Below are 16,282 nucleotides of genomic sequence, written 5' to 3'. Positions count from 1 at the left end.
TTCCCTATAAATAAAAAATTTTTTCTTTCGGCAAAAATTTTGATAATTCCTTAATAGAAAAATCAAGCATTTTATCCTTTATATTTTTTTCTACGGAATACACCTTATTCCCTACTTCGTAGGGGTAATAAAAGATTTCATCATATATTCCCCTTGCCCTTATATTTTTCAAATAATCAGAGGGAATCCTGAAAACCCCTAACCCTATATCATAAACCCTTTCAGGGTCAATGTTATTAAAAACATTCTCCATCAAATGCTTAAAATCCTTTTCAAAATCTTCGTAGAATATTAAAGGATCAAAACATATCCTTATTTTATATCCCCTTTCCTGCGCCTCTTTTATAGATTTTATCCTTTTTTTGATGTCTGGAGCATTTTTTTCGTATTTTGAAGCTATTTTTTCCGTTGAGAGGGTCCATGAAAGGATTATATTCTCCGATGGTAAAACATCTTTTACGGCATTGAAATTTGCGCTTTTTGTCCTTATTTCGATTAATAAATCTTCTTTTTTTCTGGAAAAGTCTATAAAAAACCGAGTATAAGGCACAATGCGCTCCAGGGCCAAAAGGTCTGTCTCATAAGAAGCAGCAATATAGAGCCTCTTTTTTTCTTTCAATAATTTTTCTATTTCTTTAAAAAAATCCTCAATATTTACAAATATTACCATATTTGAAGAAGGGTACATACCCTTCAAAAAGCAGTAGCTGCAGTTATAAGGGCAGTTTAATATGGGAGAAGTATAATAAAAATTTTCAAATCCAAAATTATGGCAAACCTCAGGACCTTCAAAAAGAAACTGTCCCTTTTTTACAGCAAGGATAAGCTTGACAGCCTTTTTTTGAAGGTTATAATTTTGCCTCGGCCTTGCAAAAACCTCCTTATAATTATATATGGAAATTATCCTTGATTTTTCGAATTTCGACAATATTTCCCAGGTAATAGGAAAATCAAAAGCTTCCTCTTCAACATAAATATGAGAAAAAGGACTAAATCTTAAGCAGTTCTTTGATAAGCTCAAAGTAATATTTCCCTTCCTTTTTAGAATTTGGTTTTAATCCCAAGTATTCTTCTAAAAATTTCAGGTCTTTTTCTTTTTTTACAATTTTATAGGCTAAAGCAAGATTATAAAGCATCTTTTCCATAGTGAAAGTCAACCTTAAATTCTTCGCGATTTGGGCTAAAATCCTTTCATCTTCGGGAGTAAGGGGATTTTCTATTAATTCATTAGCTTTCTCTAAAGTCTTTAAAAAAGAATCTATTTTTGCAAGCCCTTCCCCAATTAATTTATAAATTTCATCCCTTTTGACAGTAAGATCATCTAAAAAATCGTATATTACCTTTATCACCTGAATGTTGTGGATATACAAAAAAGAAGAAGCAGCCTCGAAAAAGCCCGCCCCTTCCATGTCTACCAAATCGCCTTTATGTAAAACTTTTTCCTTCCCCAAGACGGGACGGGAATATGTAAGCAAAGTCCCTTCTTTGAAATCGTGTTTTACCAAAATATCGGGGTAAAAGCACCTTTCAGAAAAGGTGTTTACTATTTTATTGCAAAGTATTAGGTCCCCTCTTTTATAATTTTCGTTCACCGCACCGGCAATGCCGATATTTACCGCAACATCGGTATTCTTTGCGGAATACCGGGTCAAAACATGGGAAAGGGCAGCCGAAGATATCACGGCACCCATACCGCTTATAACCAAAACCACGTCTTCCCCTTCATAGACTTCGAACTTAGAGGGGCGTGGGATTTTTTTTAGCATGTAAAAATCTATCAAAGGCCTTGCCTCTGCCGGAAAAGCACAGGAAATAAAAATCATCTTAAAAGTTTCTCCCTTTTATATTTTACATTTTATTTTACCATATTTTTTTCCCATTCAAAGGCTGTTTTGATAATAAAGGATAAATCGTCGTATTTTGGCTTCCAGTTCAAAACCCTTCTTATTTTTTCCGAATCGGCAACGAGCTCTGCAGGGTCTCCCGGCCTTCTTTCTTTAAATTCCACTGGAAAGTCTACACCTGTTACCCTTTTTGCCTCATTTACCACCTCTAAAACCGAAAACCCCCTGCCGTAACCGCAGTTGAAAACTTGGCTTTTGCCACCCTCCAAAAGATAATTTAATGCAAGGATATGAGCCTCTGCAAGGTCCATAACGTGTATATAGTCTCTTATACATGTACCGTCCTTTGTGGGATAATCCGTGCCGAAGACCGAAAGCTTTTTCCTTTTCCCACAGGCAGTCCTTACGCACATGGTTATCAAATGGGTGGCGTTCTCCTTAGTCTCTCCTATTTTCCCTTCGGGGTCAGCACCAGCAACATTGAAATACCTTAAAGAAACATAGTCAAAATCTTCCGCAAAAGATAAATCCTTAAGTATTGCCTCTACAAAAGCCTTTGATCTACCGTAAGGGTTTATAGGTGAAAGGGGAAAATCCTCTTTTATAGGCATTTTTTCCGGCTGTCCGTAAACAGCCGCAGTAGAGGAAAAGATGAATTTTTTTACTTTAGCCTCCCTCATTGCCTTCAAAACATTTAAGGCTCCCATTGTATTGTTTTCATAATACAAAAGGGGTTTTTCCACCGACTCGGGTACCACTATCTTTGCAGCAAAATGCATCACAGCATCGGGCTTAAACTCTAAAATAGCATTTTTTAAAGCTTCATAATCCAAAATATCTCCTTTAATGAGCCTGCCGTAAAGCACCGAAGATGACTTTCCCGTAGAAAGGTTGTCGTAAACAGCTACCTCAAAGCCTTCTTCCCCGAGCATCTTCACCGCATGACTTCCTATGTAGCCTGCTCCTCCGGTTACAAAAACCCTTGGCATAACCTTTCTCCTTTCCTAATCCTATCAAAATTTCCTCCTCAAAATTCTATTTTTATTCTAACACATTTTTTATGAAAATTTAAAATAAAAAATGGCGGTAAATACCGCCTCGTCTTATTTTCTTAAGGAATACCCCATTCTCCTATAGGTATGCCTTTTACCCCTTACAGCAATAGAAAGCTCCATTATATTCTCAGGGAAAGCAATGCCCGAAAATCCCGCATCTCCTATATGCTGTATATCGGCCCCCGCCATTTTTGAAAGGAGTGCTATATTCTTTACAGTCTCTTTATCCGAACCTTCCTGAGAAGTCCCTATTGCAGTCATTGCAAGAGCCCCTTCTGAATGGATTTCATAAATAAGCCTCTTTGCAGTATCTACGTCCATGCCCGGCACTGTTCCTGGAGCAGGAATCAAAACTATATCTGCACCGTTTATAGCAAAGCCTTTCACGATTTTTTCGTCAAATACATTTTCCTTTCCCGCTGCATGCATCTTACCGGCAATTATTATCACATCCTCGCCTAATATCTCATTACATAGCTCAAGACTTTTTATAATATCATCTGATGAAACTCCAGTATTTGGATTTGCTGTAATTACAACGTAATCAAAACCGTAAAACTTTACTTTTTCTAAATTTTCCTTTGAAACCCTCCTGCCCTTTGGAAAATCCTTTATTTCCTCGGGAACAGGCTCCAAATTAACACCGATAAACCTTCCAACAATGTTTTTTATATTTTTTATGTAATCCGGATTTTCTCTGTTTTCCGCAGTTTTTATCCTATGGTTTTCGGCAAATTCCCATGGTCTTGTCAGTGAAAGTCCTTCATCATCAATCCCGAATACAAAAGGATAATCAAAATCAAAGGTATTTAAGGTTACCATATCCGCCCCGAAAGCAGCCGCAAGCTCAAGATTGCTTACTCCGTAAACAAGTGGTGGGCAGGATATCACGCATTCCGCCATTACGGTGCGACCTTCGGAGTGTTTTATTGTATTTAAAATTTCCCTCTTTTTCAATCTAAAAAAATCTTCGTAGGAAAGTTCAAAAATCCTTTTCATAGAATCACCTCTAATAATACGTCAACACCTTTTATTACATTTTTTTTATCAGTCTTAATAATACCTTTAACTCTTTTCATATCTGGTATAATAACCGGAGTAATTAAACTAAAGCCTTTATTAAAAATCAATTCTTTATCAAAAGTTAAAAGAAGCTGTCCCTTTTTTACAGCATCGCCCTCGTTTACATAAAGCCGAAAACCTTCTCCTTTTAATTTAACCGTATCAATGCCCACATGAATTAAAAAGGGAATCCCCCTTGATTCCAAAACGAGAGCATGTCCTGTAGAAAATACCTGTTTTACTTTACCGTCAAAAGGGGAGGTAAGCTCCCCTTCTGACGGTTCTATAGCTATACCATCTCCCAACATTTTTTTTGAAAATACTTCATCGGGAACATTCTCTATATCTAAAACCCTTCCTGTTAAAGATGCAAATACTTCTAATTTTTCGTTTTGTGCTTCCTTTTTTTCTTTGAATATCTTAAAAATCATAATATTCCTCCTCATTTTTTACCGCATTACATTCCTCATTTCTTCAACGATCAGCTCCGCATCAGTGCCGACAACAATTTGGACATTACCTCCGCCCAGTCTCATTATACCCGTTGCACCGGCGCTTTTTATAATATCTTCATCCATTTTCCCTTCATCTTTTAAAGTCAATCTTATCCTCGTAATGCAGGCATCAAGGACTTTTATATTTTCCTTTCCTCCAATGCCGTTTAAAATAAGTTTGGCTTTTTCACTTATTTTGATTTCTCCTGACTTGCCAGTAGCTTCACCCTCAATCCTGCCGGGCGTCGGAAGATCGTATTTTCTTATAATATACCTGAAAAGAGCATAATATACAACACCGTAAATCACACCTATGGGTATCAGCATCAAAGGCTTTGTAGCAAGCCCATAGTTCAAAACGTAATCAATAAGCCCTGCAGAAAATCCAAAACCATGTCTTAATCCCAATAAATAGGTAATAGCAAGGGACAATCCTGTTAAAATCGCATGAACCACATATAAAACCGGTGCAAGAAACATAAAGGAAAATTCTATCGGCTCGGTTATACCCGTTAAGAGTGAAGTCAAAGCAGCACTAATAAGGACACCGCTTACCGCTTTCCTTTGAGATTCTTTTGCTTCATGGAGCATAGCAAGACATGCTGCCGGAAGACCGAACATAAAAATAGGGAAAAATCCTGTCATAAAAATACCGGCTGTAGGGTCTCCCGCAAAAAACCTGTGTAGGTCTCCAGTAATAACCTGACCCTGAGCGTTTGTAAACTGGCCGAAAACAAACCAAACAAGGCTGTTTATAACATGATGAAGTCCGAAGGGAATTAAAAGCCTATTTAAAGCACCGTAAACAAAGACTCCGAGAGCTCCTGCGCCGATAATCCATTGGCCTGCCGCATATATTCCCTTTTGGATGGGCGGCCAGATAAAACCAAATACTATTCCAAGAATTAACATAGCTGCAGCTGTGACAATCGGAACAAACCTTTTCCCGCCGAAAAACCCTAAAAAATCCGGAAGTTTTATATCCTTATACTTATTGTACAAATACGCAGCTAATATACCGGTAATAATTCCACCCAGAACACCCATATTTATATCCTTATTTATGGCTGCAAGAACACTTGTCAAAACATAATAGCCGACGCCCCCTGCTAAAGCAGCAGCACCCGCTCCTTCTGCAAGGCCCATTGAAACACCAAGGGCAAAAATCATAGGAAGGTTGTCGAAAACAGCTTGCCCTCCTGCCATCATCACAGGAATATTAAAAACATCCGGGGCTCCAAGCCTAAGTAACAAGGCAGCAGCAGGTAAAACAGCAACAGGGGCCATAAGTGCCCTACCGAGCTTTTGAAGTCCTCCTAACTTGTCATTCATTAAAATCCCTCCTTAAAATTTAAATAAATAAAAAGAGCCGAGAAAGGAAAACGGAATCCTTTCCCAGCTCATGCCTGACTTTGCAGTAACACGCCGGTTTCAACATATATTTTCTTCACTTAGTTTTATTATATTGCTTTTTTTGGAAAATTTCAATATATTTAATTTCAAATTCTTTTTATTAAAAACTGGTTTCCTTTATTCTTTGGATATGCATAGCAAGGTAAGAAAGCTCATCTTCCGGAAGCTTTACCTTCATTTTTTCTTCGATATAGTCTCCTAATTTTTTTGCTATATTGAAGCTCCCTTTGAAATTCTTTTTCACAGCCTTTAATAGCGGGTTTTTAATAAAATTCCCCTTTTCCGCTCTTTCTAATACAAATCTCAGATGAACTACCAATCTGCCGTAATTAATATCATCCTTATTAATTTTTACATTTAATAAGTTTTCAATAATTTTTGTCATTTCCTCAATCATATGGGTATATTTTACGGTTTTTGATATTTTAGCATTTACCATAGCGGCATGAATATGCATAGCTATGAATCCTGCTTCGTCTTCTGGAATACACACTCCCAATCTTTCTTCAATAATATTTTTTGCCTTAATAGCAAGAGCATATTCCTTAGGATATAAAATTCTGATTTCGTCGAGAAAAGGATTTTTTATATCTAAATTCAAAGAAAGCCTTTCCAAAGTAAAATTTATATGATCGGTTAATGCGAGGTGAATATGTTCACTTAAAGGTTCCTTTATCTCCTCCGAAATCAACGATATTATCTCTCCTGTTACCTCAACTACCTTTCTATCTATCCTTTCCGTCAGCTCTTCATACTGCCTAAACTCCTTTTTATCATAAAAATAAAATACTTTTTCTATTTTGTCTTCTTCCACCCTCTGTCCTTGCACTTTGCTAAAACCCAAACCCTTTCCCATCAGCACCGCTTCTTTATCCTTTGTTTCATCCTTTGCTAAAACCGTATTGTTATTTAAAACCTTAATGATTTTAAATGCCATATTACCACACCTTAATTTTTTAAAGAATTTTAACTTCAGCAATTTAATTATACTTTCTATCAATAGGTTTCTCAATGTTTTAAGACCTTTTTATCCTTGATTTTAAAATAAAAACTCATAAATTTTAAATTCCTTAAAAGGAAAAACTTCGCAAAAATAGAATATATAATATAAATAATATATAAACAAAAATTTAAAAATAGAACTTTTACGAAAGGTGGCTATAAATCATGAAAAAGAACGTTCTCGGCAGAACGGGTATAGAGGTTACCGAGCTTTGCTTCGGTGCCCTTCCTATGGGGCCATTGCAGAAAAACATGAGTGTAGAGGATTGCACCGAAGTGATAGCTCATGCCCTCGAAAAGGGTATAAATTTTATAGATACCGCCCAGATGTACAAAACCTACGACCCCATCAGGAAAGCATTAAAAAAGACGGGCAAAAACCCCGTAATATCGACTAAATCTACAGCTTCATCCTATGAGGATATGGAAAAAGCGGTAAACGAAGCCTTAGAAAAACTCGAAAGAAACTATATAGACATTTTCTTCTTACATGCAGCAAGGGTGGAAACGGATGTGTTTGAGGTGCGAAAGGGTGCATTAGAATGCCTGCTTTCCTATAAAAAAAGGGGTATTATAAAGGCTGTAGGTATTTCAACTCATAACGTAAAAGTAGTCGAGCTTGCAGCAGAAAGAGACGACATTGACGTGGTTTTCCCCATCATAAATAAAAAGGGTATCGGAATTTTATCCGGCAGCACTGACGACATGATAAGGGCTATTAAACTGTGCAGTGAAAAGGGCAAAGGTGTACTCTTAATGAAGGTATTAGGCGGAGGAATACTGATTAACAATTACAAAGAAGCCTTAGACTTTGCAAGAAAAATAGAAGGCTATCATTCAATTGCTATAGGAATGGTGAGCAAGGAAGAAGTGGACTTTAATATCGATTATTTTAACGGCATCTACGATGAAGGAAAAATGCCTTCCTTTGAGGGATACTTAAAAAGGTATATGGTGGTAGATTCCCTATGCAAAGGATGTAAAACCTGTCTTTCTGCATGTCCCAATATGGCGTTGGAGTTTGATGAAAGAAGGAAAAAAGCCTATATAAACCAGGAAAAATGCCTAACCTGTGGCTACTGCACCGCATCCTGCCCGGAATTTGCAATAAGGGTAATATAAAATAATATATTAAGACCATAATTTCCTACTGTAAATCCTCTGCTTTTCTTCACTATTTATAAATTTATCGATCAAAACAGCAATTAATATTATGCCTATTACATCCACAATCCATCTTGTCACTGCAAATTTAGTGCCGAGAGAAGTCATTTCAAACAAAAACATGGGAATTTTAAGGGTTGACCATGCCCCCAAAAATACCAATATATTAGAAAACTTAGCACCTTTTTTTATCATTACCTCCGCTACTGGAAAAGCGCCGTAAAGGGGCCCCGCTGCAGCAGAACCTAAAAATATGCTGAGCAATACCCCTTTAACCCCTGACTTTTCTCCAAGGTACTTTATAATGGTCTCCCTGGGCACCCATATATCGAGAAGCCCCAGGAGCAAAAATATAGGCGGTATTACGCCGAGCATATTGAGGAAGTTGCTCTTAGTATTTATGAAAATTTTGATTCCGAGTTGTTTATTTACAAATAAGATTATTACATCCAAAAGGATAATTAAAATAAAAAGCGCATACCTTTTAAAAAACTTCATCTTACCACCATCCCTATTATCAAGGCTACTATAAAGGAAAATATATAGCTTAACGCATTCCTCAAAAAGGCTACTCTCTTACCAAAATAGCTTATTTCAAGGGGTAAGGTAACAAAGCCTACCATCATAAGGGTTGATATAAAAACGGCTATCTGCATTATCCCTGCACCCCTTTGAATCAAAGATGCTGCCAAAGGAAAGGCTACAAAGCCGGGGATGAGGGTAATTGACCCTATGATTGATGTTATAAACATTCCCAAAAATCCGGTATTTGCTCCTATAATTTTTGATATAATCTCCGGAGTCAATATCGTTAAAACCAATCCTATTAAAGCCAGCACACCCGCAAAAGCAGGTAGAATGTTTTCAAAGGATTTCCAAGATTTCATAAGAGCCATCTTGGTCTTTTTTTTGTCCTTATAAAAGGAGATTAAAAGAAAGGCCAAAGAAATAAAATACAATACAAAAGTAAACATATTTACTCACCTTCCTTGAAAGTTTCGTCGTACCGCTTCAAAAAATACTCCATTCTTTTTATCTGCCTTTTGACATGCTCGGCCCAGGTGTAAAGAGCTTCCTTCCCTTCTTCGGTCAATTCGTAAAGTCTTTTTGCAGGACCTTTTCCCTGTGTATCCCATTCGGATTTTATAAGCCCCTCTTCCTCCATCTTTCTCAAATTCCTGTAAATCGCTCCCGGATCTATACACTCGTTGAACCCAAAATCCGAAAGCCTCTCCATTAATTCATAGCCGTGCGACGGCTTTTCGTATAAAAGCAAAAGAAGACACGGCTGCATGAATCTTTCCACCTTAAAGCCCGGACAATGGCAGCTCTTTTTGTTTCCATCGCTATTATGCCCGCACACTTTTCTCACCACCTTATTCTTTATTTTAAATTGAATTTCTTCATATATATGTATTAAACATATATATGCCTAATAAAAATTATATTTTATTTTCCTCACTTTTCAAGTAAATTTTTAAAAAAAAAGAGTAGGAGAAAATTTAAATCCTCCTACTCAATCATCTTTTTATTTACACTAACGCCTCTTTATTTTCTCTCTCGACAAGAAATTTTCCTATATATCCTGCAAGCTCCAAAGCCCTCATGGTATAACCGTATTCGTTGTCATACCAGGCAAGAACCTTTACTACCTTTTTGTCTATTACCATTGTTGAAAGTCCGTCGACTATGGAAGAGTGTGGATTTTTTATAAAATCGGTGGAAACCAAAGGCTGCTCGGTATACTCAAGAATGCCTTTTAATTCTTCCTTTGCGGCTTTCTTTAATAAGTCGTTCACCTCTTCTTTTGTAGTCGGCCTTTCTACATTTGCCACAAAATCTATTATGGATACCGCAGAAGTAGGTACTCTAAAGGCACACCCGTTTAATTTCCCTTTTAGGTGAGGAATAACAAGCCCTATGGCCTTAGCAGCTCCCGTAGTGGTAGGAATTATCGACATTGCCGCCGCCCTTGCCCTTCTTAAATCCTTGTGTGGCTTATCCACCAAGTTTTGGTCAGCAGTATATGAGTGCACCGTTGTAAGAGACCCGTTTATAATTTTCAAATTCTCATCAAGCACCTTTACAACCGGTGCCAAGCAATTGGTTGTGCAGGAAGCAGAAGACAATATGTAATCTTTCTCAGGATCAAAATCCCTCTCATTGACACCCATTACTATAGTCCTGTCTGCATCCTCAGCAGGTGCTGTTATTATAACCCTTTTTGCACCAGCTTTTAAATGTTTTTCCGCATCCTCGCGCTTTTTTATTTTACCCGTTGATTCAATAACCACATCTACCCCAAGTTCCTTCCACGGTAGTTTTTCTGGATCCTTTTCAGCAAAAAAGGGAATGGCCTTCCCGTCTACTAAAAGCACGTCGTCGGAAGCATCTACACTTCCCGGATAAATACCGTATATAGAATCGTATTTAAAAAGATGAGCATGAGGCCTCGGCCCGCTGGTGCTGTTAATAGCTACCACCTCTATATCCTCCGCCCTGCCTTCCAGCCATATTCTTAGAGCATTCTTCCCTATCCTTCCAAAACCGTTTATTGCAACTTTTATTTTCATTTAAAAAACCTCCTTATATTGCGCATATTGTATTCATAATGACGTATATATTATATCATTTTTATTATATTTGTGCTACAATTTATTGCATATTTTATTCTATTTGCTGTATTATTTGAATTTTATTAAATTAATATGATGTTCTTATCAGGGTTATAAAATTATTTTTATAAAATTTACCGACAATCTTAGCAAAATAAAACCCACCAATCAAGAATTGTGATATAATAATCTCAACCAAATATTAAGGGGTGATAAAAAGACTATTCCTACCTTTTCAAAGGCATGAAGATATACAATGACCCCATCAAAATCATAAAACAAACCTGAATAAACTACTTTGGCCGGATTTATTAACCTGTAACATGAAAAGAGGAAGGTGACGACATTGTATAAAGTCACATTAACAATGATACTTGCCATCGTGGGAGGCTTTATAGGCAAGGAGCTGAGATTACCGGCAGGAAGTCTCATTGGTGCCATGGTTTTCGTCGGAGCGGCAAATCTACTCGGTGCAAAGCCCGAGATTCCAGAGTACTTCAATACCCTGGCCCAGATAACCGTGGGAGGGGTTTTGGGGCTCTCGATCACGAGGCAGCTGGTGTCGGAACTTAAAAACTATTTAATTCCTTCCCTTATGGTAGTGGTTATGCTGGCCGTATTCGGCGTTATCACTGGATTTGTGGTAAGCAGAGTCACCGGCACCGACCTTTATACCTCGCTCTTCGGCAGTGTACCCGGAGGTATGCAGGAGATGATAGTGCTTTCCGAGTCCTACGATGTTAACCACCCGGCCGTGGTGGTAATCCAGACGGTGCGAAGGATTTTAATCGTCGTAATTTACCCGTTACTTGTTTATATTGTTTCCAGACTTACGGGCAATCCGCTAAATTTTTCCGGAAAGTAGCGTTTGAAGTTCAGTTCCATAAAAGCAGCTAAGGAACTGGTGAAGACTGTAAAAAAAACGCCAGAGACGGCGTAATGAGCTACTTGGGGATGCTGAGAAAGTAAAAAGTAGGGCACTGGGTGGTGGTCTCCGCCCCTGCCCCTTCGAGGAGCCCAACGGTATAAACCAATTTTGAAAGTCCCAAAAACGCCTGAATGGCCCCTCCAATCGTCGTAGTCCATCCAACAATTCCCGCCCATGTCCAAAATTCCTCCATCTTCTGTGACGCAAACGTTTATACTGCATAAGGTACGGACCACTTACACAAAAACTTTCTTGAAAGTCAATATAATGAAACTCCATATTGAAACTATTTACTCATTTTATTTTATGGCGAAATATCCTTCTTTTGTAATATTATACGGCCGAAGAAGAGTGGGAAAAACTTCGCTGATAAAAGAGTTTATAAAAAATAAACCCGCTGTTTACTTTCTTGCAACTGAAGAAATAGAAGAAGAAAATATGAAAAACTTTCAAAGAGAGATAACCGCATATTTTAATTTAGAACTTTTTAAAGAAGTATTTTTAAAAAGCTGGGAAAAAATTTTTCAATTGATTCCCGAAACAAAAGAAAAATTGGTAATCGTCATCGATGAATTCCAGTACCTTGCATTTACAAACAAAGCCATACCGAGTATTTTCCAAAAAATATGGGACGAGATATTAAATAAAAAAAACATCATGCTCATCCTCTGCGGTTCCTATGTCAGCATGATGGAAAACTTAACCCTTTCCTACAGCAGCCCACTGTTTGGACGTAGAACTGCTCAAATAAAATTAAGCCCCCTTAACTTTTTTGAAGCCAAATTATTATACAATGAAGAAGATAACGAAAAAAATATCCTTTTATACAGTATTACCGGCGGTGTACCCAAATATATAGAAATGTTTGATTTCAAAAACTTAGATTTATTTAGTGCAATCTCAGAAAACGTCCTGAAAAAAGGAAGTTTTCTTTACGAAGAAGCTGAATTTTTGCTCGAAAAAGAGGTGGAAAAGAATATCACCTATTTTTCTATATTAAACATCACAAAATATTTAGATACCCTGCAAAAATTAGATATTCTCGAAAGGGTTGTCCCGATAACGGAAGAAAATCCGGAAAAAAGCAAAAAAGGTTTATATTTTATTAAGGATAATTTTCTTAATTTCTGGTTTAAATTCGTATTCCCCTATAAATCTTACTTGGAAATAGAAAAGGTAGATTATGTATTAAAAAAAATTCAAGAAAGGTTTTTTGAAAACCACGTATCCTTTGCTTTTAAAGATATCTGCCGGCAGTTTTTACTTTTTAAATTTCCTTTTATACTCCCAAAAATAGGTAAATGGTGGGATAGCGACGAAGAAATAGACATCGTAGGTATTAATCCTGAAGAAAAAATTTGTCTTTTTGGGGAATGCAAGTTCAACAACAACCCGCTAAGCTTAGAATTATTTTTTAAACTAAAGGAAAAAGCAAAAAAGGTCAAAATAAATGGGAAAAATAATGAAAACTATAAAATTCATTATTCCCTTTTTTCAAAGAGCGGATTTTCAAAGGAGTTTATAGAATATGCTAAAGAAAATAAAAATATCTATCTTTTTACATTAGAAGATATAAAGTGATGAATAATATTGTGATATAATAATCTCAACCAAACATTAAGGGGTGATAAATTGCTTTTACCTTCAGGTATAGATGATTTTAAAACCATAATCGAGGGAAATTACTACTACGTCGATAAAACCGGGCTCATTAAAGACCTGCTCCTTGACGGCGCAAACGCAATCCTAATTACCCGCCCCAGAAGATTCGGAAAAAGCCTCAACTTTTCCATGATAAAATACTTCTTTTCCAACGAGAAAGACTATTCCTACCTTTTCAAAGGCATGAAGATATACAATGACCCCATCGCTTCAAAGCATATGAATAAATACCCGGTAATACATATAACATTTAAAGATGCAAAAGCAAATTCCTGGGAAGATACTTTCGAAGTTTTAAAAAGTGCTATATCAAAAGAGTATGATAAATTTAGCTACCTTTTAGAATCAGAAAAGCTAAAAGACCATCACAAAAAATATTTTTTAAAAATACTGCAAAAAGAAGCAGAACCTGCGGACTACCGGGAAAGTCTTTCTAATCTATCGTATTACTTAGAAATCCATTTTCAAAGCAAAGTAATCCTCCTCATTGACGAATACGACGTTCCCATAGAAAGCGGATATGTAAATGGATACTACGAAAAAGCAGTTGACTTCATGCGGGGTATGCTCACCGCTGCCCTCAAAGGAAACACATCTTTATTCAAAGGGCTCTTAACAGGTGTCTACAGGGTCGCAAAGGAGGACATCTTCTCAGGACTAAACAACCTCGTAGTATACACAGTCCTCGACGACTTTTATTCCTCCTACTTCGGCTTTACCGACGATGAAGTAAAGAAAATGCTCTCAGACTTTAACATGCTGGATAGATATGAAGAAATAAAGGAATGGTATAACGGATACAAATTCGGAAATACCGACGGCATATACAACCCTTGGAGTGTTATAAACTACATTTCTCTTAAACAACCCCAGGCTTTTTGGGTAAACACTTCCAGCAACGATTTGATAAGAAACCTTATTGTAAAAAGTAGTACGGATATAAAAGAACAGATATCAAAACTTATATCCGGAGAAGTCATAGAAAAGGATATAAAAATCTCTACAGCCTTAAGGGATATAACTTACGACAAAGAGGCTATATGGAGCTTATTCCTATTTGCGGGATATCTTACCGCACAGGAAAAGTCTATAAAAGGATTAAAGGCCTATTGTAAACTTTTAATACCGAACAGGGAGTTAAAGGAATTATACGTTGATATATTTGAAACATGGCTAAAAAGCATGAATCTTGAGCCTAACAGCGTTGAAAGGCTTATTGAACACCTTTTTTCCCAAGATGAAAAAGCCTTTGAAAAAGAGTTTAACGAAATTCTCATAAAAGTTTTAAGCTATCACATGTTAGGAAATGAAGCGGAAAGGGTGTATCAGGCTTTTGTCCTCGGGATGCTAAGTGTCCTTGGCGACAGGTTTGAAGTAAAATCCGAAAAGGAAAGCGGATTTGGGCGATATGATGTGGTGGTAATTGACAAAAAAATCCCCCGAGCAGTTATTATGGAATTCAAAGTAGCCGATGATGAGGATTTAGAAAAAACAGCTTTAAAAGCCTTGGAGCAGATTGAAGAAAAAAGATACGAGGTAGATTTAAAGGAAAGGGTTAGCAATATCGTTAAAGCCGGTATTGCTTTAAAGGGAAAAAGATGCAGGTGTAAGATAGTTTAAAAGCCCGCAAAAAAGCGGGCTAAAAACTTAGGGATACACCCATATTACTTCTTTATCGACTACTTTATAAAATTTAGAATTACTTTTTTTCATCCTTTCGAATTCATCCATCGTATAAACCAATAAATCAACCGGAACGGGTATTTTACTTACATCCCATTTTACAGAGCGTTCATGAAAAGGAGTTTCCGAACTATCTATAATTACTATTATATCAAGGTCGCTTCCAACTCCCCAATCACCTCGGGCATACGAGCCAAAATATCCGATTCTAACAATATTTTGTTGCTTTTTTGTAATTCCTTCTACCCATTCCTTCAATGAAAGAATTACACTTTTGTCATCGGGCCATTTGAGCACGGACGAATTCAATGATCTCACAGGCATATTTTATGGCCTCCTCACTCTGCAAAACATGCCCATTCATGATCATTTTACCATTTATAAAAATTACTATCAATTATGTTTTTTTCGACCTTAAAGAATGACCCGTCATTAGAAGGAATGCATAGTTTCGATTAACTTTTTTCTTCAATTATTGAATCAATTAATTTAATAATTCTCTCTGCAATTTGCATGCTTTCTTCAACGTCTTCCTCTTCAACTATAAGCGGATCTTCCGCAGGATACCTGGTTTCAATATAAAATTGATTTAAAAAAGCACAGTCCTTAATTATACTTTTGAATCTATCATCAAATTGACTTGCTTTCTTACAAAGTTTTGTCAAACTATGCCCTTCATTAAGCATCCCCGTTTTGTAAATTAAATAACCCTTTAAATACTTTTCCACTGCTTGCTGACAGTGAAAGCATATAATCCCTTTATCCCCTTCATATTCGTATAAAATTTTGGCCGCTTTAATATCCCGTTTTGCCATATCTAACCATTCTTTATACTTTATCGTATCTATCAATTATGCTCACTCCCGTCCTTTTTATCAAATTTGCAAAAGTGGAAGGGTCATCCTTATATTTCTCCCACTCTTCCAAGGTATAAACAACTACATCTAAATCACTTTCACATTCCACCTCAATAAGTATCCTTCTTGCCATTTCTCTTTTTTCTTCTTTTTTTATATCCATTATTACGCATATATCTATATCGCTTTTTTTGGTTATCAATCCCTTAGCATATGACCCAAAAAGAAAAATATCTACCGGTTTAAATTTCTCCATTATTTGCTTTTTTATTTTATCTATTTCTTCAGTATAAATCATATTTATACCTCATTTCGTTTTGATTATAAAATATATACCGCTTAGTATAATTTTACCATTTATAAAATTTACCGACAATTTTTTAGAGAAAAAAATTGATAGTGCCAAAAATTCCGCTGATAAAATTATTATTTTTTAGCTAATTTTGTTTGTCAATATTCTATGAAAATGTCACCTAAACATAGGTAGATATATTCTGAGAAAA

The 16,282-nt window shown here is 36.5% G+C and carries 19 protein-coding genes; 4 read left to right on the top strand and 15 right to left on the bottom strand.

What is annotated here, in order from left to right; translation table 11 throughout:
• Positions 1 to 4: 4 nt before the first annotated feature.
• The 7 genes from ACPLVF_RS08905 to ACPLVF_RS08875 form a co-directional block, all read right to left on the bottom strand.
• A complete protein-coding gene (locus ACPLVF_RS08905; RefSeq protein ID WP_424907484.1) occupies positions 5 to 1,021 on the bottom strand; it encodes an SPL family radical SAM protein in 1,017 nt (338 codons plus the stop codon).
• Positions 990 to 1,823, bottom strand: a complete 834-nt coding sequence (locus ACPLVF_RS08900; protein ID WP_424907483.1) for a purine phosphorylase — start codon at positions 1,821 to 1,823, stop codon at positions 990 to 992. The genes ACPLVF_RS08905 and ACPLVF_RS08900 overlap by 32 nt, the downstream gene beginning before the upstream one ends.
• Before the next feature lie 32 nt (positions 1,824 to 1,855).
• The gene (gene galE / locus ACPLVF_RS08895; protein WP_424907482.1) at positions 1,856 to 2,833 is read right to left on the bottom strand and encodes a UDP-glucose 4-epimerase GalE; all 978 of its coding nucleotides are present in this window, start codon (positions 2,831 to 2,833) and stop codon (positions 1,856 to 1,858) included.
• Between the two features lie 114 nt (positions 2,834 to 2,947).
• Positions 2,948 to 3,898, bottom strand: a complete 951-nt coding sequence (locus tag ACPLVF_RS08890; protein ID WP_424907481.1) for a hypothetical protein — start codon at positions 3,896 to 3,898, stop codon at positions 2,948 to 2,950.
• Positions 3,895 to 4,392: a PTS sugar transporter subunit IIA gene (locus ACPLVF_RS08885; RefSeq protein ID WP_424907480.1), complete on the bottom strand. Its 498-nt coding sequence runs from the start codon at positions 4,390 to 4,392 to the stop codon at positions 3,895 to 3,897. The genes ACPLVF_RS08890 and ACPLVF_RS08885 overlap by 4 nt, the downstream gene beginning before the upstream one ends.
• 18 nt (positions 4,393 to 4,410) lie before the next feature.
• On the bottom strand, positions 4,411 to 5,787 hold the full coding sequence (nagE, locus tag ACPLVF_RS08880) for an N-acetylglucosamine-specific PTS transporter subunit IIBC (RefSeq protein WP_424907479.1): 1,377 nt from the start codon (positions 5,785 to 5,787) through the stop codon (positions 4,411 to 4,413).
• A gap of 181 nt (positions 5,788 to 5,968) precedes the next feature.
• Complete coding sequence (locus ACPLVF_RS08875; protein ID WP_424907478.1) at positions 5,969 to 6,805, bottom strand: PRD domain-containing protein; 837 nt, start codon at positions 6,803 to 6,805, stop codon at positions 5,969 to 5,971.
• 230 nt (positions 6,806 to 7,035) lie between these two features.
• Here ACPLVF_RS08875 and ACPLVF_RS08870 point away from each other — a divergent pair, with 230 nt between their 5' ends.
• Positions 7,036 to 7,992 (top strand): aldo/keto reductase, encoded by a 957-nt coding sequence (locus ACPLVF_RS08870; RefSeq protein WP_424907477.1) that lies wholly within the window; start codon positions 7,036 to 7,038, stop codon positions 7,990 to 7,992.
• Between the two features lie 9 nt (positions 7,993 to 8,001).
• Here ACPLVF_RS08870 and ACPLVF_RS08865 read toward each other — a convergent pair whose 3' ends face one another.
• The 4 genes from ACPLVF_RS08865 to gap all read right to left on the bottom strand — a co-directional run bounded on the left by ACPLVF_RS08865 (position 8,002) and on the right by gap (position 10,607).
• Complete coding sequence (locus ACPLVF_RS08865) at positions 8,002 to 8,532, bottom strand: permease (RefSeq protein WP_424907476.1); 531 nt, start codon at positions 8,530 to 8,532, stop codon at positions 8,002 to 8,004.
• Complete coding sequence (locus ACPLVF_RS08860; protein WP_424907475.1) at positions 8,529 to 9,008, bottom strand: permease; 480 nt, start codon at positions 9,006 to 9,008, stop codon at positions 8,529 to 8,531. The genes ACPLVF_RS08865 and ACPLVF_RS08860 overlap by 4 nt, the downstream gene beginning before the upstream one ends.
• Positions 9,009 to 9,010: 2 nt before the next feature.
• Complete coding sequence (locus tag ACPLVF_RS08855; RefSeq protein ID WP_424907474.1) at positions 9,011 to 9,397, bottom strand: helix-turn-helix transcriptional regulator; 387 nt, start codon at positions 9,395 to 9,397, stop codon at positions 9,011 to 9,013.
• A 169-nt stretch (positions 9,398 to 9,566) separates the two neighbouring features.
• A complete protein-coding gene (gene gap / locus ACPLVF_RS08850) occupies positions 9,567 to 10,607 on the bottom strand; it encodes a type I glyceraldehyde-3-phosphate dehydrogenase (protein WP_424907473.1) in 1,041 nt (346 codons plus the stop codon).
• Between the two features lie 409 nt (positions 10,608 to 11,016).
• Between gap and ACPLVF_RS08845 the strand changes: the two genes are divergently transcribed.
• On the top strand, positions 11,017 to 11,514 hold the full coding sequence (locus ACPLVF_RS08845) for an AbrB family transcriptional regulator (RefSeq protein WP_424907504.1): 498 nt from the start codon (positions 11,017 to 11,019) through the stop codon (positions 11,512 to 11,514).
• A gap of 79 nt (positions 11,515 to 11,593) precedes the next feature.
• On the opposite strand, the gene ACPLVF_RS08840 is transcribed toward ACPLVF_RS08845, so the two are convergent.
• Positions 11,594 to 11,770: a hypothetical protein gene (locus ACPLVF_RS08840; RefSeq protein ID WP_424907472.1), complete on the bottom strand. Its 177-nt coding sequence runs from the start codon at positions 11,768 to 11,770 to the stop codon at positions 11,594 to 11,596.
• 74 nt (positions 11,771 to 11,844) lie between these two features.
• On the opposite strand from ACPLVF_RS08840, the gene ACPLVF_RS08835 reads away from it, so the two are divergent.
• Both ACPLVF_RS08835 and ACPLVF_RS08830 read left to right on the top strand, forming a co-directional pair.
• Positions 11,845 to 13,158, top strand: a complete 1,314-nt coding sequence (locus ACPLVF_RS08835; RefSeq protein ID WP_424907471.1) for an ATP-binding protein — start codon at positions 11,845 to 11,847, stop codon at positions 13,156 to 13,158.
• Between the two features lie 51 nt (positions 13,159 to 13,209).
• Positions 13,210 to 14,859, top strand: a complete 1,650-nt coding sequence (locus ACPLVF_RS08830; protein WP_424907470.1) for an AAA family ATPase — start codon at positions 13,210 to 13,212, stop codon at positions 14,857 to 14,859.
• 27 nt (positions 14,860 to 14,886) lie between these two features.
• Here the strand turns inward: ACPLVF_RS08830 and ACPLVF_RS08825 are convergent, their stop codons facing one another.
• From ACPLVF_RS08825 to ACPLVF_RS08815, 3 genes are all read right to left on the bottom strand, one after another.
• On the bottom strand, positions 14,887 to 15,246 hold the full coding sequence (locus tag ACPLVF_RS08825) for a nucleotidyltransferase domain-containing protein (protein ID WP_424907468.1): 360 nt from the start codon (positions 15,244 to 15,246) through the stop codon (positions 14,887 to 14,889).
• 131 nt (positions 15,247 to 15,377) lie between these two features.
• A complete protein-coding gene (locus tag ACPLVF_RS08820; protein WP_424907467.1) occupies positions 15,378 to 15,773 on the bottom strand; it encodes a HEPN domain-containing protein in 396 nt (131 codons plus the stop codon).
• Positions 15,751 to 16,077: a nucleotidyltransferase domain-containing protein gene (locus ACPLVF_RS08815; protein WP_424907466.1), complete on the bottom strand. Its 327-nt coding sequence runs from the start codon at positions 16,075 to 16,077 to the stop codon at positions 15,751 to 15,753. The genes ACPLVF_RS08820 and ACPLVF_RS08815 overlap by 23 nt, the downstream gene beginning before the upstream one ends.
• Between the last annotated feature and the right edge of the window lie 205 nt (positions 16,078 to 16,282).

This window comes from Thermovenabulum sp. (genome assembly GCF_049701175.1).
Classification (GTDB): Bacteria; Bacillota; Thermosediminibacteria; order Thermosediminibacterales; family Thermosediminibacteraceae; genus Thermovenabulum.
This window is presented reverse-complemented; position numbering and strand designations above follow the sequence as displayed.